The following is a 19,462-nucleotide window of genomic DNA, read 5'->3' as shown; positions in this document are numbered from 1 at the left end:
TGCGCCGCAAGCCGCGGTTCCGCGGCGTTTCAATCGGTCACAACGCGGCCTGGTAATAGCGGTTCTGCGGATGCCGCACCTGGGCGAAAAAGTCCCAGCGTTCGGCGAGCATGCCGGCCAGGTGGCTCACCAGCGCCAGCGGCCAGGACACGCCCTGCCACGCCTGCGGCGTGCCCAGCACCAGCAGCAGCGGCAGCACGAAACCCAGCAGCACAAAACTCCACCGCACGCCCGCAACCCACGCCGCACTGCGGCCGTGGAAAAACTCGTGGGTATTGAATGCGCGCGCGGTGAAGCCCTTGGAGGTCTGGCGGATCGTGGGATGAGAGATGCCGATTGCGGTCTGCATCGATCCCGCCGGAGTCAGCCGCCGCAGCCGCAGCAGCGCCGCCAGCCGTCCGATCAACGCAAGCACCAGCAACACGGCAGCCGCGCGCTCGTACCGCGCCGCATCCGGGGCGAGCATCGATTGCGCCAGGCAGGCCGCGAGCAAGGCGCCGCTGGCCAGCCCCATCGCGATGAAGTTCACCACGGTCAACGGTGTGGCCCATTCGCGCAAAAGCCGCACCCCGGCATAGATCATCGCGGTGCATCCCCACAGCACCAGCGCGCAAACGATCAGCAGCGCCGCCAGCGCCGCGGGCCAATCGCCCAGTGCGTGCAAGGCCAGCTCGCCCAGCGCGGCAGCACCGAGAAAGGCCGGTAGCGCAATGACCTCGCGCGACAGCCAGGAGGTGCGCCACATCGCCGCGGCGCGCCAGGCACGCTCGGGCCGGCCGAGGTGGGCGAACGATGCGCCCAGCCCAACCAGGCCCAGCCCCAGAATTGTCCACAGACTGAGTTCCCAAAAGCGCAACCAGGACGCCGCATCCGCAACGCCCAGAAACGCGGGCAGCGCGACGACCACCGCCAACCCCTGCGCGCAGCCCACCAGCGTGGTGAGCAGCAAAACGGAAAACGCTGGACGCATGGCTTACTCCGTGCCCGCTTGCGCCGTTCGGCGGGCATGTCCGTCGAACACCGCGCCGAACAGCCGGGAGAACAGGCTGCGCGATTCCATCTCCACGGCCTCGGCCTGCGGCTGCGCGTGCGCAGCAGCCCGGCCTGGCGCGCCCTGCCGCTGCGGCTGCGCCTGCACTGCGTCTTCACCGGTCGCTGCGGGTTGCGGCAACCGGCGCGGCAGGTAGTGGTTCGCGGGTCGCGTGCCGAGTTCGGGCATCAGTGCATAGCCGCCACGATCGCGGATGGCGCGCGACACCTCGGAATCGGGGTCGTGCACATCGCCGAACAGCCGGGCGTTGGTCGGGCAGGCGTTGACGCAGGCCGGGCGGCGCTGTGCCGGCGGGATGGTCTGGTCATGGATGCGGTCCACGCACAACGTGCACTTGGTCATCACGCCACGGTCTTCGTCGTACTCGCGCGCGCCGTACGGGCAGGCCCAGGCGCAGTACTTGCAGCCGATGCATTTGTCGGCATCGACCAGCACGATGCCGTCCTCCTTGCGCTTGTACGACGCGCCGGTGGGGCAGACCGGCACGCACGGCGGCTCCTCGCAGTGCAGGCAGCTCTTGGGGAAATGCACCGTCTGCGTGTGCGGAAACTGCCCCACCTCATAGGTCTGCACCCGGTTGAAAAACACCCCCAGCGGGGTTTCGCCGTAAGGATCGTGGTCGCTCAGATGGCCGGCAGCCCCGGAAGTGTTCCATTGTTTGCAGGAAGTCACGCAGGCATGGCAGCCGACGCAGACGTCGAGGTCGATGACCAGCGCGAGTTGGGTCATGGCTGTTCCTTTGCTCTGGATTTGCCGCGCCCGGCGACATAGCGCAGCACGCGGACCTGCGGCAGGTTCGGCGCCTTGTGCGGCAGCGGCTTGGGCGGGTCGAACTGCGGCCAGCTCTGCGCCGCCTTGGGCGGCGGCGCGCCGTCCTGCTGCGGCGGCGCGTCGGCAGGGGCGATCCGCACCCGCACGTCGTACCAGCCAGCCTGGCCGGTGACCGGGTCGCTGTTGGACAGCGTGCCCTGCCCCGCGCCGAGCGCGGCTGCGGGAAGCTCGTCGCGGATCAGGTGATTGAGCAAAAACCCGGTCTGCGATTCCTCCGCGCGCGGGTGCAGCCCCCAGAAGCCGCTGGCCTTGCCGATGGCGTTCCAGGTCCACACCGTGCCGGGCTCGACCGCCTCGCTGTACTGGCAGCGCGCGCGCACCCGGCCCCAACTGGATTCGATCCACAGCCAGTCGCCATCGGCGATGCCCTGCTGCCGCGCCACCACCGGGTTGACATACAGCCGGTTGTGGCCATGGATCTGCCGCAGCCAGGCGTTTTGCGAATCCCAGGCGTGGTACATCGCCATCGGCCGCTGGGTGACTGCGGCGAGCGGATAGCGCGCCAGGTCGGTGGCGGCATGTTCCAGCGGCGGCTCCCAGAATGGCAGCGGGTCGAAATGGTGCGCGACTCGCGCGCGCAGGTGGTCGGGTGGCTGCCGCCCAGGCCGCGGCCCCAGTGCGGCAAGGCGAAACTGCTGCAGCACATCGCTGTACAGCGCGATGATGATGGGCGTGTTGCGTGAGCGCCAGCCCACGCTTTGCGCAAAGTCGAGGTAGTCGCGGTTCCAGTTGCGCCGGTAGCGCAGCGGCTCGGGCAGCGGGTGGTGATGCACGCAGTTGTTCTGCGCGTACATCTCCCATTGACGGGGGTTGGGCTCGCCCTTGAGCGACTTGCTGCCGTCCGCCCCGCGCCAGCCCGAGAGAAAGCCGATCCCCGACCCCGGCGCGGTCTCGTAGTTCACGATGAAATCGGGATAGTCCTTGTACCGGCGGCTGCCGTCGGGGTTGACGAACGCGGGCAAAGCAAGCCGCGTGGCGAGTTCGACCAGCACCTCCTGGAACGGCCGGGTCTGCGCCAGCGGCGGCAGCACCGGCACGCGCACCGAGTCCATCGGGCCGTCGAATTCGGAAATCGGGCGGTCGAGCAGCGACATCGCGTCGTGTCGTTCCAAATAGCTGGTGTCGGGCAGCAGCAGGTCGGCAAACGCGGTCATTTCGCTGTGGAACGTATCGCACACCACGAGGAAGGGAATGCGGTAGCTGCCATCGTCGCGCTTGTCGCGCAGCATCTGCCGCACCTGCACCGTGTTCATCGCCGAGTTCCACGCCATGTTGGACATGAAGATCAGCAGGGTGTCGATCGGGTACGGGTCGCCGCGCCAGGCGTTGGTGATGACGTTGTGCATCAAGCCGTGCACTGCCAGCGGGTACTCCCACGAGAACGCCCTGTCGATGCGCAGCGGGCTGCCGTCGTCCATCAGCGCCAGATCGTCGGGCGAGGTCGGCCAGCCCAGCGGCGCGCCGTCGAGCGGCGTGTCGGGGCGCACATCCTGCGGGCCGCGCGGGTTGCGCACCTCGGGCGGCACGTCCTTGGGGTAAGGCGCCTTGTGGCGAAAACCGCCGGGGGCGTCGATCGTCCCCAGCAAGCTCATCAGAATCGACAGCGCGCGAATGGTCTGAAACCCGTTGGAATGCGCGGCAAGTCCGCGCATCGCGTGAAACGCCAGCGGCCGGGTCTGCAGCGTGGCGTGCTTGTGTCCGCGCCAATCGGTCCAGGCGATCGGCAGGTCTTCGCTCTGGTCGAGCGCGGCCTGCGCCATCTCCTGCGCGAGCCGCCGGATGCGCTCGGCGGGAATGCCGGTGATGTCCTGCGCCCACTGCGGGGTGCACGCCGCCACCTGCTCGCGCAGCAGTTGCAGCGCCGGGGCGACTGGGGTGCCGTCGGGCAGGCGGTAGTGACCGCTCAGCGCGGGCTGCGCGCCTTCGCTCCACGCGGGCACCGGGCGCTGGGTCGGCACATCCCACCACAGGCGGTGCAGCGCCTGATCGCCATCATTGCCGGCAGCGCCTGGGGCGGGAACGAACAGCCCGTCCTCGGCATGCCCTGGCTGCACCCGCACGAGCTGCGCTCCGTTGGTGCATTCGGCGGTGAACGCGGTGTCGATGCGCCCGGTGCGCAGCAGTTCGTGCACCAAGGCGAGCAGCAGCGCACCGTCGGTGCCGGGGCGGATCGGAATCCACTCGTCGGCGATCGCCGAATACCCGGTACGGATGGGGTTGATCGAAATGAAGCGTCCGCCTGCCCGCTTGAACCGGGACAGCGCGATTTTCATCGGGTTGCTGTGATGGTCTTCTGCGGTGCCGAGCATCACGAACAATTTGGCACGCTCCAAGTCGGGACCGCCGAATTCCCAGAAACTGCCGCCGAGCGTGTAGATCATTCCGGCGGCCATGTTCACCGAGCAAAATCCGCCGTGCGCGGCGTAGTTGGGCGTGCCGAACTCGCGGGCGAACAGCCCGGTGAGCGCTTGCATCTGGTCGCGCCCGGTGAACAGCGCGAACTGCTTGGGGTCGGTGGCGCGCAGCTGGCGTAGCCGGTTTTCGAGAAGCTGCAGCGCCTCGTCCCACGAAATCGGCTCGAACTCCCCTGCCCCACGCTCGGCGTCCGGCTTGCGCCGCAGCGGCTGGGTCAGCCGCGCCGGGGACACCTGCTTCATGATCCCGGCTGAACCTTTGGCGCACAGCACGCCCTGGTTGAGCGGATGCGCGGGATTGCCTTCGATGAACCGCACCTCGCCATCGCGCAGATGCACGTTGATGCCACAGCGGCAGGCGCACATGTAGCACGTCGTGGTCTTGACCTCGGTGTCGCCCGGTGGCGGTGCGACTGGATCGTGCAGCGGTGTGCCGTTGGAAAACAGGCGGTCGAGCGGTTTGAACAGGGCGGACATGGCGCGCAATCGGGCAAGACGGATTGCCAAACCCTAGCGGCCCCGAATGCATTGAACAAACAAAACATTTATGTCCGATATATCGAAATATTCGATGACGAACCGGAAGTGGCTGTTAGCACAGTCCCCAAATCCGCGCAGCAAGGGGCGCGAGCAGAGCTGCGGGCGGAGGTTTAGGATTTCTGCTGCATTGCACAACCCTGGAGTCCACCCATGACCACGACAACACTTTTCACTCCCCTGCAACTCGGTGCGCTGGAACTGCCCAACCGCATCATCATGGCGCCGCTGACCCGGTCTCGCGCTAGCCAACCCGGCGACGTTCCGACCGAAATGAACGCGCGTTATTACGCGCAGCGCGCCGGCGCCGGGCTGATCATCAGCGAGGCGACGCAAATCTCGCGTCAAGGCCAGGGCTACGCCTTCACCCCCGGCATCTACACCGACGCGCAGGTGCGAGGCTGGAAGCTGGTGACCGACGCGGTGCACGCCGCAGGTGGCCGCATCGCGATGCAGCTGTGGCATGTCGGCCGCATTTCGCACCATCTGCTGCAGGAGGGCGGCCAGCCGCCGGTGGCGCCCAGCGCGATCCGCAGCGAAACCGGCGAATCGTTCGTCGTGCTGCCCGAAGGCCCCAAGCGCGTGCCCTGCGACATGCCGCGCGCGCTCGAGACCAGCGAAATCCCGGGCATCATTGCCGACTACGCGCGCGCGGCGAAAAATGCCCTGTCTGCCGGTTTTGACATGCTCGAGCTGCACAGCGCCAATGGCTATCTGCTGCAGCAGTTTCTCTCGACCAACACCAACCAGCGCACCGACCAGTACGGCGGCAGCATGGAAAACCGCGCGCGCATCGTGCTCGAGGCGCTGGACGCCATCATCGCCGTTGCCGGCGCGCAACGCGTGGGGGTGCGCATCTCACCGCATTTCAACCGCCACGACATCCGCGACGAGCAGACCGAAGAAATCCACCTGTACCTGGCCGAGCAGTTCAGCAAGCGCGGGGTGGCTTATCTCCACATCGCCGAACCGGACTGGGCCGGCGGCCCGTCGCTGTCCGACGCGTTCCGCCGGCAGCTGCGTGCGGCGTTCACCGGGCGGATCATCGTCTGCGGCAACTATACCGCCGAGTCGGGCGCCGCGCGCATTGCATCCGGGCTGGCCGACGCGGTGGCATATGGCCGCCCGTTCATCGCCAATCCCGATCTGGTCGAGCGCTTCCGGCTGGGGGTCGCGCTCAACAAACCCGACCCCACGACCTTCTACGGCGGAGGCGAGCACGGCTACACCGACTACCCCGCGCTCGAAACGGTGGCGTAGACTGCGGCGCTTTCTCCGCCTGTGCGCGCCCCATGAAAATCGCCACCTGGAATGTCAATTCGCTCGCCGTGCGCCTGCCGCAAGTGCTCGACTGGCTGCAGGCGCAGCAGCCCGATGTGCTGGCGCTGCAGGAAACCAAGCTGACCGACGACAAGTTCCCCGCGGAGGCGATCGCGGCCGCCGGGTATCAAACCGCGTTTTTCGGCCAGCCCACCTATAACGGCGTGGCGCTGCTCAGCCGGCACCCGCTGGAAGCGGTGCAGCGCGGCATTCCGGGTCTGGATGACGCGCAGGCGCGGGTGATTGCGGCCACGGTGGACGGGGTGCGGGTGATCGACTGCTACTTCCCCAACGGCCAGGCGCCCGACAGCGACAAGTTTGCCTACAAGATGCAGTGGCTCGATGCCCTGCAGGCCTGGGTGATCGCCGAGCTGCAGCGCTCCCCCCGGCTGGTGCTGCTCGGCGATTTCAACATCGCGCCGGAAGATCGCGACGTGTACGACCCGGTGGCCTGGGCCGGGCAGATCCACTGCACCCCCGAGGAGCGCGCGCATTTCCGGCAGCTGCTCGATCTGGGACTGATCGACGCGTTTCGTGCGTTCGAACAGCCGCCCAAGAGCTGGAGCTGGTGGGATTACCGCAACCTCGCGTTCCGCAAGAATCAGGGCCTGCGCATCGACCACATCCTGGTGAGCGCCGCGCTGCGTCCCGCGCTGCAGTCGTGCAGCATCGACAAGACCCCGCGCAAGAACGAACGTCCGAGCGACCACGCCCCGGTGATCGCCGAACTGGCGCTGTAGACCTCAGTCCTCCATCCCCAGTTCCTGAATCTTGCGGGTGATGGTGTTGCGGCCGATCCCCAGCTTTTGTGCCGCCTCGATGCGGCGACCGTGAGTTTGCGACAGCGCGGCGGAGATCACCGCGCGCTCGAAGCGTTGCGTCAGGTGATGCATGACGTCCGGCGTGCCGCCACGCATCAGGCTCAGCGCGACCTGTTCCACGCGGGTTTCCCAATCGGTTTCTGCAGGGGCCACTGGCGCGGGCCGTGAGGAAACACCTTCGGCCTGCACGAGATCGTCCAGAGCGCCAGCATGCGAGGCGTCTGCCGCACGGCCCTTGCCGTCGGGCTGTGCAACGGCTCGAGGACGAACATCCTCCGGCAAATCCTTGACCTGAATGACCTGCGCCGGCGCCATGACGGTGAGCCACTGACACAGGTTTTCCAGTTGGCGCACATTGCCGGGAAATGGAAATTGCTGCAGCACCTGCAGCGCCTCGGCCGAGATGCGCTTGGGCTCGACGCCGAGCTCCTGCGCGCTGCGCTGCAGGAAGTGCCGGGTCAGCGGCGCGATGTCTTCGCTGCGCTCGCGCAGCGGCGGCAGACGCAGGCGAATCACATTGAGGCGGTGGAACAGGTCTTCGCGGAACTTGCCCTGCGCGACATGCTGTTCCAGATTCTGGTGCGTGGCGGCGATCACCCGCACATGCGACTTGATCGCACTGTGCCCGCCCACGCGGTAATAGTGTCCGTCGGACAGCACCCGCAGCAGGCGGGTCTGCAACTCCAGCGGCATGTCGCCGATCTCGTCGAGAAACAGCGTGCCGCCTTCGGCCTGCTCGAAGCGGCCGCGCCGCAGGGTCTGCGCGCCGGTGAACGCGCCGCGCTCGTGACCGAACAGCTCGCTTTCCAGCAGATCCTTGGGGATGGCTGCGGTGTTGATGGCGACGAACGGACCGCCCGATCGCGGGCTGTGCTTGTGCAGCGCACGCGCCACCAGCTCCTTGCCGGAGCCCGATTCGCCGGTGATCAGCACGGTGACCTGCGAATGCGCCAGCCGACCGATGGCGCGGAACACGTCCTGCATGGCCGGGGCCTGGCCGAGGAGTTCGGGCGCCTCCTGCTGCGCATCTTCGGCCTGCTCCTCGCGCAGGCTTTCATCGACCGCACGCTGAATCAGGTCGACCGCCTTGTCGACGTCGAAGGGCTTGCTCAGGTAGTCGAACGCGCCCCCCTGCAGCGAGGCGACGGCACTGTCGAGATCGGAATACGCCGTCATGATGATGACCGGCAGACCAGGATGCGACTGGCGGATTTGCTGCAGCAGATCGATGCCGTTGCCGCCCGGCATGCGAATATCGCTGATGAGCACCTGGGGACAACCCTCTTCGAACGCGCTCAGCACATCGCGCGGGTTGGAAAAACTGCGCACCTCCATGCCGACCTTTTGCAGCGCCTTTTCCAGCACGAAGCGGATCGAGGCATCGTCATCGACCACCCAGATCGGTTTCATCGCGCACCCCGAGCGCAGAACCGGCTGCAACCTGTCAAGGCAGCGGGATGGTGATGCGGAATTCGGTCTTGCCGGGCTGGCTGTCGCATTCGATGGTTCCCTGATGTTGCTGGACGAAGGTCTGGGCCAGGGTGAGTCCGAGTCCACTTCCTCCTTCTCTGCCCGAGATCAGCGGAAAAAAGATGCGATCCTTCAGTTCCGCCGGCACCCCAGGCCCGTTGTCCACGATATGCAAGACCAGTGCCAGCTTGTAGCGCTGGCGGGCCACCGTGATCTGCCGCGCCACCCGGGTGCGGAACACAATCTTCGCGTCGCCTGCTGCGATGCGCTGCTGCAGGGCTTGCGCCGCGTTGTGCGCGATGTTGAGCACGGCCTGAATGAGCTGCTCCTTGTCCCCACGGAATTCGGGCAGGCTGGCGTCGTAGTCCTGCTCGATGGTCAGTCCTTGCGGAAACTCCGCCTGCAGCAAGGTGCGGACATGCTCACAGACTTCGTGAATGTTCACGTCGCCCACGACATGCGGCTTGCGGTGGGGCGCCAGCAGCCGGTCCACCAGGGTCTGCAGCCGATCGGCCTCGGCGATGATGACCTGGGTGTATTCCTGCAGCTCGAGCGAGGGCAGTTCGGCATGCAGCAGTTGCGCCGCGCCACGGATGCCGCCCAGCGGGTTCTTGATCTCGTGGGCCAGATTGCGGATCAGCTCCTTGTTCGCCTGCGCCTGGTTGTGCCACTGCTCCTCGCGCTCCAGCCGGGCCTGCTGGCTGATCTCCACCATTTCGGCCAGCAACAGGCCGTCCGGGTGTTCGGTGCGCGCCACGATGACCTGCACCTGGACCGGGTCACGCAGATCGCGCAGGCGCATCAGACAGTCGAAGCGCTTGCTGCTGAATTCGTTGCTGCGCACCTGCTCCAGCGCGTCGCGCCAGAGAGCCGGGCAATCCATCCAGTGGCCAAGATCCTGCCCCTTCAACTGACGGCGGGAAATGCCCAGACCATTCTCCAGGGCCGGATTGGCGTAGCTGATCAGGCCCTGTGCATCCACCAGTGCCGCCATCGATGTCAGCCATTCCAGGCCCGGGTACTCGCTTGTCGAGTGCGGCGCGGCCATCCCTCATCCCCAATCCGACTCGCCGGACCGATTCATTGCGGGTACTTCTGCAGCTCGCGCTGCAGCGCGGCGATATTGGCCTGTGTCATGGCAAGCTGGTCTTTCATCGTTGCCACACGCTGGGCGTATTCCCCGCCCTTGACGCCTCCCCCGGCGATGCGCTCGCTGGGCAGGTAATCGGGGTGGCCGTTGTTGTAGGCCTTGATCTGCTGCTCCAGCAAGGCCTGTTGCTGTTGCAGTTCCTGTTCGAGGATGCGACGCGCTTCCGCGTCGCGCTCCTTCTGCGTCGCAGGCGCAACGCGCGCAGCCTGATTCTCGTTCTGAGCCGCCTTCTGTCCACCCTCCTTGGCGCCCGAGCCGATGACCTTGGGCGCCATGCCTGGGCTCGACAGAATGCTCACATTGGCGTTGTCGATCAGCTTGCAATTCTTGGCTTTGACTTCCGACAGATCGTTGGTGTACGAATTGTCCGGACAGCGATAGACGCGCTGCGGGTCGGTCTGGGCCTGCGCAGTGCTAGCAAGCGCCAGGGCCGCAAACGTGGCGAACGCGGCAAGGAGAACTGTGAAACGGTCGAGCAGGGTCATGGTGGTGCGAGGTCAAGAGCAGAATGCAGTGTAAGTCTGGCAACGCTTGAGGCGGGTCACGGGCTGACACAGCGTGGCGGAATGACCAAAACAAAGGCGGCCCGCAGGCCGCCCTTGCCTCACTCTGCCCGATTACAGCGAGTAGTACATGTCGAACTCGACCGGATGCGTGGTCATGCGAAAACGCGTGACCTCCTCCATCTTCAGGTCGATGTAGGCGCTGATGAAGTCGTCGCTGAACACCCCGCCCTTGGTCAGGAAGGCACGGTCCTTGTCGAGATAGTCCAGTGCCTGGTCGAGGCTGGAGCACACGGTCGGGATCTTGGCTTCTTCTTCCGGCGGCAGGTCGTAGAGGTTCTTGCTGGCGGCTTCGCCCGGGTGAATCTTGTTTTCCACGCCGTCCAGACCGGCCATCATCATGGCGGAGAACGCCAGATAGGGGTTGGCGGTCGGGTCGGGGAAGCGCACTTCGATGCGGCGGGCCTTGTCGCTCTGCACGAAGGGCACGCGGATGGACGCCGAGCGGTTGCGCGCGGAGTACGCCAGCATCACCGGCGCTTCGAATCCGGGCACCAGGCGCTTGTAGCTGTTGGTGCCGGGGTTGGTGATGGCGTTGAGCGCGCGGGCGTGCTTGATGATGCCGCCGATGTAATACAGCGCGAATTCGCTCAGACCGGCGTAGCCGTTGCCGGCAAACAGGTTCTTGCCGTCTTTCCAGATGGACTGGTGCACGTGCATGCCCGAGCCGTTGTCGCCGACGATGGGCTTGGGCATGAAGGTGGCGGTCTTGCCGTAGGCGTGGGCGACGTTCTGAACCACGTACTTGAGGACCTGTGTCCAGTCGGCGCGCTGCACCAGGGTGGAGAACTTGGTGCCGATTTCGCACTGGCCGGCATTGGCCACTTCGTGATGGTGCACCTCGACCGGCACGCCCATCTGTTCGAGCAGCAGGCACATTTCCGAGCGGATATCCTGCAGGCTGTCCACCGGAGGCACCGGGAAATAGCCGCCCTTCACCGACGGGCGGTGGCCCATATTGCCGCCTTCCATCTTGTCGCCGGTGGCCCAGGCGGCCTCATTGGAATCGACCTTGACGAAGCAGCCGGACATGTCCACATTCCAGCGGACCTGATCGAAGATGAAAAACTCGGGCTCGGGGCCGAAGTAGGCGGTGTCACCGATGCCTGATGCCTTGAGGTAGGCCTCGGCTTTCTTGGCGATGGAGCGCGGGTCGCGGTCGTAGGGCTTGCCGTCACCGGGCTCGAGCACGTCGCAGCTCAGCAGCAGCGTGGTTTCCTCGTAGAACGGGTCGATGTTGGCGGTGTTCGGATCGGGCATGAGCAGCATGTCCGAGGCCTCGATGCCCTTCCAGCCGGCAATGGACGAGCCGTCGAAGGCATGGCCATCGGAAAATTTGCCTTCGTCAAAATGCGACACCGGCACGGTCACGTGCTGTTCCTTGCCGCGGGTATCGGTGAAGCGGAAGTCCACGAATTTGACATCGTGCTCCTTGACCATGCCCATCACATCGGCGACTGTTTTGCTCATGAAAATCTCCTGTCAGGTTGAAATGCGTTTGCGTGTTCATCTTCGCATCAAAGGATGGCACGCAACATCGTTAGCTGCAATGCTCCGCGCAGTGAAAACAATCTAGCAGAAAGCGTGCCCAGCTCTGCCCGTTTGCCCTCTGTTCGCGAGGCGCCATTGTGTCGAAGCGACCTGGCACTGTTGCATGGGTACGCTTACAGACCGAAGGTGCCGCCTCACATTGGTGCATATTTCTGGAATGCCCCAAAATGAAGCGCAATGATTCACCTTGGTGCATGTTCCCAGATGCCCTCGGGCAAATGCGCGCACAAATAGGCAAAAGCCTGGTCGACACCTGCAGCGTGTCCTTTGACGCCCAGTTCGATATGCCGCCCCCACACCGGGTGATCCACGCTGGGCAGGCTGAACACCTTGATGCCCGGGAACTGTTTCTCGATGTCTTCCATCAGCGGCGTCAGGTCAGACTCCATGGCCTTGCGCACGATCACCGCGCGCTCCACCTGATGGCCCTGGCCATGCAGGTGCGCGAGTGGACCGTCCAGCACCCACTCCAGCATCGGCCAGGCCATCACGGGGAATCCCGGCACGAAGTAATGCTGGCGGATGGAAAACCCGGGAATTCTGTTGTAGGGGTTGGGAATGATGGCGCTGCCCTGCGGAAACATGCCCATCTGCAGGCGCTGCTGGTTGGCCGGCGCGTCCACATCGCCCAGTTGTGCCTCGATCACACGTTGCTGAATCAACACCTTGGCCTCGGGATGGAGTTCCAGCGACAGCCCCAGTGCCCGCGCCGCGCTCTGGCGGGTGTGATCGTCGGGCGTGGCGCCAATGCCGCCGCAGCTCAACGCGACATCGTTGCGGTCAAAACTGGCCTGGAAGGCCGCGGCCAGCAGGGCCGGATCGTCGCCCAGGTATTGCACCCAGTCCAGCCGCATCTGGCGCGCCTTGAGCAGTTCGAGCACATGGGGGAAGTGCTTGTCCTGCCGTTTTCCAGACAGAATTTCATCGCCAATGATGTAGAGCCCCAGTCCCATGTGCGCATCCTGAAACAAAAAGTTCAAGCATAGCCTGCCTCGGCAGATTCTTTTGCCTGCGCGCCGCGCATCGTTGGAACGATTCCCTCCAAAAATGTCACGGTCTGCCGCCTTGATCGTGAATGCGGGGTGTCAAGAGTGGGAATGTCGCCCGTATTCTTCGATTTTTCGGTGACTTGTTGACACGCATGCTGCTCCATCACACTTTTGAATCGACCGCCGCAGGGCATGCCGCGCATCGCGCCATCGTGCGCGAGGGCGTGTCGACCACCTATGCCGACATGGCCCGTCTGGTGGAAGGGATTGCTGCCGCACTGCGGGCCGACGGTGTGCAGCGCGGCGAGCGGGTGGCGCTGTTTCTGGACAACTGCGTGGAAATGGTGGCCGCCATCTACGCGGTGCTCAAGGTGGGCGCGGTGTTCATGCCGGTCAACACCCTGACCAAGGCGGACAAGCTGGCCTACATCCTCAACGACGCCGAGGCCTGCGCGCTGCTCACCCAGCAGGAGTTGTCCGAGGTCAGTCGCGCGGCGCTGGCGCACAACCGCAGCGTGCGCCGTTGCTACATGCTGACCAGCTATGCCCAGGGCAAGCCCGACAGCGGCACGGCCGATCCGCGTGAGCGTCCGTTTCCGCTGACCCTGCCCGGTGCAGAGTGCTCTGCCACACACCCCGATCTGATCGACCAGGACCTGGCTGCGATCATTTACACCTCCGGCTCGACCGGCGACGCCAAGGGCGTGATGCTCACGCATCTGAACATGCTTACCGCGCTGCGCTCGGTGCGCGGCTATCTCGGACTACGGCAGGACGACGTGATTTGCTGCGCGCTGCCGCTGGCCTTCGATTACGGGCTCTATCAGGTGCTGATGGCCTTCAGCCTGGGCGCGACTGTGCTGCTGGAGCGCTCGTTCACCTTTCCGGTGAAGGTGCTGGCCAATATGGCGCACGAGCGGGTGACGGTGTTTCCCGGAGTGCCGACCATGTTCACCCTGCTGACCAGTCTCAAGACCCTGCAGGAATTCGACCTGTCCACGCTGCGGCTGATCACCAACACCGCAGCGGCGCTGCCGAATACGCAGATCGCCCAGATCCGCGCGCTGTTTCCACAGGCCACGCTCTACTCCATGTACGGACTGACCGAATGCAAGCGCGTGACCTACCTGCCGCCCGAGCAACTCGACATCCGCCCGGGCAGTGTGGGCCGCGGCATGCCCAACGAAGAAGTCTGGCTGGTCGATGATGACGGCCGCCGACTGCCCAATGGCTCCACCGGCGAACTGGTCATCCGCGGCAGCCATGTGATGCGCGGCTACTGGCGCAAGCCCGAGCAGACCGCGCAGCGCCTGCGCCCCGGGCCGATTCCCGGCGAGATGGTGCTGTATTCGGGCGATCTGTTCCGCACCGACCAAGAAGGCTGGCTGTACTTCGTAGCGCGGCGCGACGACATCATCAAGAGCCGGGGCGAGAAGGTCAGCCCGCGCGAGGTGGAAAACGTGCTGCACGCGCTCGACGGCGTGCTCGAGGCGGCGGTCATCGGCGTGGACGATGCGCTGCTGGGCCAGGCGGTCAAGGCCTTCGTCGTCTGCAAACCTGGTTGCAACTTGACCGAGCGCGAGGTGATCAAGCATTGCCTGGCCCATATCGAGAATTTCATGGCGCCGAAGATCGTCGAATTCGTCCCCGCCCTGCCCCGCACCGAGACCGGAAAGATCAAAAAGACCGGGTTGCGCTGAACCCTCCTCCCACCATTCCTGAAGTTTCATTCCTGACCGCCATGTCCGACAACCAGCAAAAAATCCGCCAGTACATCGACAGCAACTTCCTGTTGGGCGCGCGTGATACGTCCTACAGCGACACCGACTCGCTGCTCGACCTGCACATCCTCGATTCCACCGGGGTGCTCGAACTCATCCTGTTCCTCGAAGAAACCTGGGGCATCCAGGTTGCGGACATCGAGATGGTTCCGGAAAACCTCGACAGCGTCGCCGCGATTGCCGCCTATGTGCAGCGCAAGCTGGCGGCCTGAGGCGTGATGGACCGGCCTGTGCTAAGCGCAGACGTGCTCGCCATCGACTGCGAAGCCGAAACCGCGCGCGTCAAAGCGTTCATCGTCCAGACCCTGCGGGCCTTCAACAAGCGCGGGGTGGTGCTGGGGCTTTCGGGCGGAGTCGACAGCTCGGTATGCGCCGCGCTGGCGGTGCGCGCACTCGGCCCGCAGAAAGTGTTCGGGCTGCTCATGCCCGAGCGCGACTCCTCCGGCAGCAGCACGCACCTCGGCGCCGAGGTCGCGCTGCAGCTTGGCATCCCCCATGCGATGGAAGACATCGCCCCGGCGCTGGAGTCCATCGGCTGCTACCGCTGGCGCGATGAAGCCGTGCGTGCGGTGCTGCCCGATTACACTCCGCAATGGAGAATCAAGCTCGCGATCTCGGGCGGGCTGGCCGGCGGCATCAACCATTTTCGGCTCATCGCCCAGTCGCCCGACGGGCAGATGCACGAGGTGCGGCTGCCGCTGCGCGAATATCTGCAGATCGTCGCCGCCACCAACCACAAGCAGCGCCTGCGCAAGACCCTGGAATACTTCCATGCCGACCGCCTGAACTACGCCGTGATCGGCACGCCCAACCGTCTGGAATACGACCAGGGATTCTTCGTCAAGAACGGCGATGGCTCGGCCGATCTCAAACCGATCGCGCATCTGTACAAATCGCAGGTCTATGCCCTGGCGCGGCACCTCGGGCTGCCCGAGGCGGTGTGCAACGCCGCCCCCACCACCGACACCTACAGCCTGCCCCAAGGGCAGGACGAGTTCTATTTCGCCCTGCCCTGGGCGCAGATGGATCTGGCGCTGTGGGCGCGCAACCACGGCTACAGCGCCGAAGAACTGGCCGCGGCGCTCGGCTGCACTGCGCAGCAGGCCGCTGCGGTGCTGGCCGACATCGATGCCAAGCGCCGCACCACGCGCTACCTGCATGCCCGGCCCGCCCTGGTCGAGACGGTGCTCAACCCTTGTGCGGAAAACGCTGCCTGAGCGTTGCCGAATCCTCTTTGAATCCCATGCACGACACCGAACTCCAAGCCCTCGGCAATGAAGGTCAGCCCGCCTTTCAGCAACGCCTGGCACGACTGACCACCGCGCTGGACATCCTGCCGGACAAGCCGGAAGAAACCCCCTATTCCGCCCTGCGTGCCCTCTGGCTGCTCGCCGGCGGCACGCCACTGTCGATCCACGCGGCAATGGACACTGCGCTGCAGCCGCTGAGCGCAGCGCAGCTCGCCACACTCGACGCGCTGATTGCCCGACGCATCGCAGGTGAGCCCATTGCCTACCTCACCGGCAGGCAACGTTTCATGGGACTGGAACTGCTGGCCTCGCCCGAGGCCCTGATTCCGCGGGCCGAGAGCGAATTGCTCGGCACGGTTGCTGCGCAAAAACTGCGTGCAATGGCTGTAGGTGCGGCTGCACCGCCGGTCGTCATCGACGTCTGCTGCGGCTCGGGCAATCTGGCGCTGGCGCTGGCGCACGCGGTGCCGCAGGCCCAGGTGCACGGCGCCGACATTTCGGAAGCGGCGATTGCACTGGCCCGCGACAACACGCGGCAACTCGGCCTCGAGCAGCGTGTGACCCTGCACACCGGCGATCTGCTGGCGCCTTTCGGTGCCGCATTCGCCCGCAAGGTCGATCTGCTGGTGTCGCTGCCGCCCTACATCTCGACCGCGAAAATGGACACCATGCCGCACGAGATCGTCGGCCACGAGCCCCACCTGGCGTTCGACGGCGGGCCGTTTGGCGTGCGCATCCTGATGCGCCTCATCCGCGAAGCGCCGCCGTTGCTGCGGCCGGGCGGCTGGCTGGGCATGGAGGTCGGCCTTGGCCAGGGTCCGGCGATGGTGCAACTGCTCGAAAAACATCCGGCCTATGGCCGGGTGGAAACCGTCTGCGACGCCGATGGCGCTGTGCGCGCCGTTCTGGCGCAGGCGCTCGCCTGAACGCGGCAGCGCAGCGGCCAGGCGCGCGCCGCTGCCGCCCGCGCCCCGAGCCGGTGCACGACATACAGCGCGGGCAGCGCCCCGCCAGCCAGCAGATGCAGCACCGCGCTCCAGACCGGCAAGCGCTCGCCGCCGGCGTAATACAGCGCCAGACCGCTGAGCCCCAGAAGCGCGAACGTCAGCAGCAACAGCGCGCCGCTGGTCAGGTTCTCCCGCCGTAGCCAGCCGGTGCGGATGTGCACGGTCCACAGCGCACCGACCAGCGCGAACATCAGCAAAAAGCTCAGCGCATGCAGCGCGGCCACCCACACCCGCAATCCGCTGGGCAGAACCCAGGGCATGTCCCATTCCAGCCGCATCTGCAGCGCGCCCGGCGCGAGCAACAAACCGCTGCCGAGCAGGAACAGCAAGGTGCCGTGCAGCAGCGGCATGAAGCCGCGCGGGTAGGTTTTCACGCGGCCTGCTCCTGCGCGGGGTGCACGAGGGCGCCGCCCAGCCGGGCGAGCAAGGCGTCGCGCTGCGCCGGTGCAGCCAGCGCCGCGACCTTGGTCAGCGCATCGGCGCGCCAGCACTGCGCAGCGCGCACGCTCCAGACCTGCGGCACACGCGGCATGGGTTTCTCGCCTGCGGGATCGAGCACGCAGCCGGGAAAGCGCGCATGTGCCGTCGCACCCAGCCCGATCGCGGAACTGGCCACCGCCGCGTTGCGCAGCCGCCCAGCGTCGCGGATCGTGCCGTCTGCGCTGCGGATGCCCAGCGGCAGCGCCTGCGGGCCGAACGCCCGCAGATCGCCTCCGGCGTTGACCACCGCCTGTTGCACCCCGGCGCGCGCGAGGGCGTCGATGGCCAGATCGACCGCGTAGCCCTTGGCGATGCCGTCGAGCGTGAGCAGCACCGGGCGACGCAGCGCCACGCAGCGCCCGGGCAGCAGCGCGACCGCGTCGCTTCCCGAAGGCGCGTCGAGACGGGCAAAGCCGTGATCGGGCAGCACGCCGCGCGCCACCAGCGCGGCGCCGACGGTGATGTCGAAAGTCCCCATGCTCGCGCGCGACAGCGCCAACGCCTTGCGCAGCAGGTCCCAGGTCAGCGGATCGACCGCCTGCGGCTCGCGGTAAGCGTACAGGTTGATGCGGGTGAGCACGCTGTCCGGCGCATGAAAGCTCATGCGCTGCTGCACCCGCGCGATGCGCAAAAACGCGCAGCGCACCGCGCGCTCGACCCGCGCGGCGCGACCGGTTGCGCGAATTTCCACCCAAGTGCCCAGCAGCGGCTGCATGCGGCGGACGGTGATGGTCTCGCCCGCGCTCATTTGTGATCTTGCAGCGCGACCTGCTGCAGCACGAGCAACCGCTTGACCCCGTTCATCACATTGCGGCACGACAGCGTCGCACCGCTGATGTTGGGCACGTCCTGGTCGAGCTTGAACGGATCGGCCAGGGTCTTGCCCACCAGGGTCTTGCGCCAGTCGTCGCGGCGGATTTCATCGCCATAAGTTTCGCGAAAAATCAACACCTCCACCCCACGCACCTTGCCCTCGGGCTGCAGGCCGACCGCGTAGTGGATGAACTCGTGCTTGCCGACCACGTCATCGACGATGAACCAGCCGAGCAGCCTGCCGGCCTTTTCCGCACGCCAGACCTCCTGCTTGTCCCAGCGCTGCTTGACTCCAGATGTGTCCTCGATCGCCGCCTTTTGCTGCGCGGTGAGCTGCAGCGGCGCGGCGACGAAGCGGTCGGCGTCGGGGAAGATCGCTTTTTGCGCCTGCGCGACCGTCAGGTATTCGGTGGCGTAAGCCGGTGAGGCCACCAATACCGCCAGCGGCAGCAGTGCGTGTGCCTGCCAGTTGGTCATTGCCGCCCCCTTCAAAAGTTGTAGCCGACCTTGAGCCGCAGCTCACGCTTGGCGTGGTCGGCCAGGTGCAGCCCGGCGCGGTTGCCCTCGGCCTCGTTGGAGCCGCGCAGCTGCTCGGCCCAGGTGAAGGTCGCCCACCAGCGCTTGCCGCCGTAGTGGATCGACGGGCCGGCGAACGCGTCCCAGTGGTCGAACTCCCACGAACCGTCCGCCGGGCGCAGCACTTCCATATCGACCCAGCCCTCCAGCCCGATGAACCAGTTGGGCGCGAAGCGGTACGCGACCCCGGTGCGCAACCGCGGCGCGATCGCCACTTCGGTGGCGCCGCCCGCGTCAGGACGCCAGGTCTCGGCCTCGAGCTCCAGATTGGTCAGCCACTGCAGCTGGCCGTCGAGATAGGGTTTTTGCAGGATCAGCTTGGTCTCGAGTTCCCAGCCGCGCCCCTTCTCGCCGGTGATCGCATCGACCGTGTCGTAGCTCACCTCGCCGTAGAGCGCCACACCCAGATCGTCCTTGTAAGGTGATGCGAGCATTTTTTTCAGCTCGAACGACACGCCGCTGAACTGGGTGCCGTGCCTGCTGCCGGTGATTTCGGGCGCATCCAGCGGCCCGGCGCAGCCGGCCGCGCCGCAGTCGTAGCTGTGGCGATAGCCGTTGAGATAGACCGAGCCGCTCAGACTGTTGGTGATGCCGTACTCCGCCTCGGCGCGAAACTGCTGTGCCGAATAGCTGCCACGGCGCTTGCCCTGGTAGTCGGTGATCCAGAAATACGCCTCGGACTTGCCCTGCGGCAGGGTTTCGGCGCCGATGGTGTAACCCAGAAGGTTCTCGTCCGCCTGTGCGGTCAACGGCGCAGAGGTGCCGAACAGGCCCAGAAGCAATGCGAGAAAGACAGATTGGCTGCGTTTCAAAATGATCTCCGTTGTTGATAACGGTTCGCATTCTTGTTTTTATTTC

The 19,462-nt window shown here is 65.8% G+C and carries 18 protein-coding genes; 6 read left to right on the top strand and 12 right to left on the bottom strand.

The window, feature by feature from the left end; all coding sequences use genetic code 11:
• Nucleotides 1–37 precede the first annotated feature (37 nt).
• From AC1ZQA_RS08190 to AC1ZQA_RS08180, 3 genes are read right to left on the bottom strand one after another with little or no spacing between them, the layout of a single operon-like run.
• Complete coding sequence (locus tag AC1ZQA_RS08190; protein ID WP_482676492.1) at nucleotides 38–970, bottom strand: dimethyl sulfoxide reductase anchor subunit family protein; 933 nt, start codon at nucleotides 968–970, stop codon at nucleotides 38–40.
• A gap of 3 nt (nucleotides 971–973) precedes the next feature.
• The gene (locus AC1ZQA_RS08185; RefSeq protein WP_482676491.1) at nucleotides 974–1,780 is read right to left on the bottom strand and encodes a 4Fe-4S dicluster domain-containing protein; all 807 of its coding nucleotides are present in this window, start codon (nucleotides 1,778–1,780) and stop codon (nucleotides 974–976) included.
• Entirely contained in the window at nucleotides 1,777–4,773 is a 2,997-nt protein-coding gene (locus AC1ZQA_RS08180) for a molybdopterin oxidoreductase family protein (protein WP_482676490.1), read from the bottom strand. The genes AC1ZQA_RS08185 and AC1ZQA_RS08180 overlap by 4 nt, the downstream gene beginning before the upstream one ends.
• 213 nt (nucleotides 4,774–4,986) lie before the next feature.
• On the opposite strand from AC1ZQA_RS08180, the gene AC1ZQA_RS08175 reads away from it, so the two are divergent.
• A complete protein-coding gene (locus AC1ZQA_RS08175; RefSeq protein ID WP_482676489.1) occupies nucleotides 4,987–6,093 on the top strand; it encodes an alkene reductase in 1,107 nt (368 codons plus the stop codon).
• Between the two features lie 32 nt (nucleotides 6,094–6,125).
• Entirely contained in the window at nucleotides 6,126–6,893 is a 768-nt protein-coding gene (locus tag AC1ZQA_RS08170) for an exodeoxyribonuclease III (protein ID WP_482676488.1), read from the top strand.
• Nucleotides 6,894–6,896: 3 nt separating this feature from the next.
• Here AC1ZQA_RS08170 and ntrC read toward each other — a convergent pair whose 3' ends face one another.
• The 5 genes from ntrC to AC1ZQA_RS08145 form a co-directional block, all read right to left on the bottom strand.
• On the bottom strand, nucleotides 6,897–8,384 hold the full coding sequence (gene ntrC, locus AC1ZQA_RS08165; protein WP_482676487.1) for a nitrogen regulation protein NR(I): 1,488 nt from the start codon (nucleotides 8,382–8,384) through the stop codon (nucleotides 6,897–6,899).
• 34 nt (nucleotides 8,385–8,418) lie between these two features.
• A complete protein-coding gene (glnL, locus tag AC1ZQA_RS08160) occupies nucleotides 8,419–9,492 on the bottom strand; it encodes a nitrogen regulation protein NR(II) (RefSeq protein WP_482676486.1) in 1,074 nt (357 codons plus the stop codon).
• 32 nt (nucleotides 9,493–9,524) lie between these two features.
• Nucleotides 9,525–10,079: a hypothetical protein gene (locus AC1ZQA_RS08155; RefSeq protein ID WP_482676485.1), complete on the bottom strand. Its 555-nt coding sequence runs from the start codon at nucleotides 10,077–10,079 to the stop codon at nucleotides 9,525–9,527.
• A 132-nt stretch (nucleotides 10,080–10,211) separates the two neighbouring features.
• On the bottom strand, nucleotides 10,212–11,627 hold the full coding sequence (gene glnA / locus AC1ZQA_RS08150; protein WP_482676484.1) for a type I glutamate--ammonia ligase: 1,416 nt from the start codon (nucleotides 11,625–11,627) through the stop codon (nucleotides 10,212–10,214).
• 263 nt (nucleotides 11,628–11,890) lie between these two features.
• Complete coding sequence (locus AC1ZQA_RS08145; RefSeq protein ID WP_482676483.1) at nucleotides 11,891–12,661, bottom strand: competence/damage-inducible protein A; 771 nt, start codon at nucleotides 12,659–12,661, stop codon at nucleotides 11,891–11,893.
• 188 nt (nucleotides 12,662–12,849) lie between these two features.
• Here AC1ZQA_RS08145 and AC1ZQA_RS08140 point away from each other — a divergent pair, with 188 nt between their 5' ends.
• Genes AC1ZQA_RS08140 through prmC form a run of 4 tightly spaced genes read left to right on the top strand, consistent with a single transcriptional unit; the run spans nucleotide 12,850 to nucleotide 16,654 of the window.
• Nucleotides 12,850–14,397, top strand: coding sequence for a class I adenylate-forming enzyme family protein (locus AC1ZQA_RS08140; protein ID WP_482676482.1), 1,548 nt, complete (start codon nucleotides 12,850–12,852; stop codon nucleotides 14,395–14,397).
• Between the two features lie 41 nt (nucleotides 14,398–14,438).
• Nucleotides 14,439–14,690 carry an acyl carrier protein gene (locus AC1ZQA_RS08135; RefSeq protein ID WP_482676481.1) on the top strand — a complete coding sequence of 84 codons (252 nt, stop codon included), beginning with the start codon at nucleotides 14,439–14,441 and terminating at the stop codon, nucleotides 14,688–14,690.
• A 6-nt stretch (nucleotides 14,691–14,696) separates the two neighbouring features.
• The gene (nadE, locus tag AC1ZQA_RS08130) at nucleotides 14,697–15,695 is read left to right on the top strand and encodes an NAD(+) synthase (protein WP_482676480.1); all 999 of its coding nucleotides are present in this window, start codon (nucleotides 14,697–14,699) and stop codon (nucleotides 15,693–15,695) included.
• A gap of 26 nt (nucleotides 15,696–15,721) precedes the next feature.
• Nucleotides 15,722–16,654, top strand: a complete 933-nt coding sequence (gene prmC / locus AC1ZQA_RS08125; protein ID WP_482676479.1) for a peptide chain release factor N(5)-glutamine methyltransferase — start codon at nucleotides 15,722–15,724, stop codon at nucleotides 16,652–16,654.
• Here the strand turns inward: prmC and AC1ZQA_RS08120 are convergent.
• The 4 genes from AC1ZQA_RS08120 to AC1ZQA_RS08105 are packed head-to-tail and all read right to left on the bottom strand — an operon-like array spanning nucleotide 16,582 to nucleotide 19,416.
• A complete protein-coding gene (locus tag AC1ZQA_RS08120) occupies nucleotides 16,582–17,109 on the bottom strand; it encodes a hypothetical protein (RefSeq protein ID WP_482676478.1) in 528 nt (175 codons plus the stop codon). The genes prmC and AC1ZQA_RS08120 overlap by 73 nt on opposite strands.
• Nucleotides 17,106–17,963 carry an FAD:protein FMN transferase gene (locus tag AC1ZQA_RS08115; RefSeq protein WP_482676477.1) on the bottom strand — a complete coding sequence of 286 codons (858 nt, stop codon included), beginning with the start codon at nucleotides 17,961–17,963 and terminating at the stop codon, nucleotides 17,106–17,108. Before AC1ZQA_RS08115 ends, AC1ZQA_RS08120 begins: the two co-directional genes overlap by 4 nt.
• Nucleotides 17,960–18,505: an FMN-binding protein gene (locus AC1ZQA_RS08110; RefSeq protein ID WP_482676476.1), complete on the bottom strand. Its 546-nt coding sequence runs from the start codon at nucleotides 18,503–18,505 to the stop codon at nucleotides 17,960–17,962. The genes AC1ZQA_RS08115 and AC1ZQA_RS08110 overlap by 4 nt, the downstream gene beginning before the upstream one ends.
• Nucleotides 18,506–18,516: 11 nt before the next feature.
• Complete coding sequence (locus AC1ZQA_RS08105) at nucleotides 18,517–19,416, bottom strand: DUF6662 family protein (RefSeq protein ID WP_482676475.1); 900 nt, start codon at nucleotides 19,414–19,416, stop codon at nucleotides 18,517–18,519.
• Nucleotides 19,417–19,462: the final 46 nt, after the last annotated feature.

The sequence above is a fragment of the Thiomonas sp. DCM-2 genome, from assembly GCF_056820905.1.
The sequence above is the reverse complement of the archived record's forward strand: the minus strand, read 5'-3'. Positions and strand labels throughout refer to the sequence as shown.

Coding starts and splice junctions, on each gene's coding strand:
- AC1ZQA_RS08135 (WP_482676481.1), top strand. CDS start 14,439: ATGTCCGACAACCAGCAAAAAATCCGCCAGTACATCGACAGCAACTTC.
- AC1ZQA_RS08180 (WP_482676490.1), bottom strand. CDS start 4,773: ATGTCCGCCCTGTTCAAACCGCTCGACCGCCTGTTTTCCAACGGCACA.
- AC1ZQA_RS08115 (WP_482676477.1), bottom strand. CDS start 17,963: ATGAGCGCGGGCGAGACCATCACCGTCCGCCGCATGCAGCCGCTGCTG.
- glnA (WP_482676484.1), bottom strand. CDS start 11,627: ATGAGCAAAACAGTCGCCGATGTGATGGGCATGGTCAAGGAGCACGAT.
- glnL (WP_482676486.1), bottom strand. CDS start 9,492: ATGGCCGCGCCGCACTCGACAAGCGAGTACCCGGGCCTGGAATGGCTG.
- AC1ZQA_RS08155 (WP_482676485.1), bottom strand. CDS start 10,079: ATGACCCTGCTCGACCGTTTCACAGTTCTCCTTGCCGCGTTCGCCACG.
- AC1ZQA_RS08140 (WP_482676482.1), top strand. CDS start 12,850: ATGCTGCTCCATCACACTTTTGAATCGACCGCCGCAGGGCATGCCGCG.
- nadE (WP_482676480.1), top strand. CDS start 14,697: ATGGACCGGCCTGTGCTAAGCGCAGACGTGCTCGCCATCGACTGCGAA.
- prmC (WP_482676479.1), top strand. CDS start 15,722: ATGCACGACACCGAACTCCAAGCCCTCGGCAATGAAGGTCAGCCCGCC.
- AC1ZQA_RS08110 (WP_482676476.1), bottom strand. CDS start 18,505: ATGACCAACTGGCAGGCACACGCACTGCTGCCGCTGGCGGTATTGGTG.
- AC1ZQA_RS08185 (WP_482676491.1), bottom strand. CDS start 1,780: ATGACCCAACTCGCGCTGGTCATCGACCTCGACGTCTGCGTCGGCTGC.
- AC1ZQA_RS08190 (WP_482676492.1), bottom strand. CDS start 970: ATGCGTCCAGCGTTTTCCGTTTTGCTGCTCACCACGCTGGTGGGCTGC.
- AC1ZQA_RS08170 (WP_482676488.1), top strand. CDS start 6,126: ATGAAAATCGCCACCTGGAATGTCAATTCGCTCGCCGTGCGCCTGCCG.
- AC1ZQA_RS08175 (WP_482676489.1), top strand. CDS start 4,987: ATGACCACGACAACACTTTTCACTCCCCTGCAACTCGGTGCGCTGGAA.
- ntrC (WP_482676487.1), bottom strand. CDS start 8,384: ATGAAACCGATCTGGGTGGTCGATGACGATGCCTCGATCCGCTTCGTG.
- AC1ZQA_RS08145 (WP_482676483.1), bottom strand. CDS start 12,661: ATGGGACTGGGGCTCTACATCATTGGCGATGAAATTCTGTCTGGAAAA.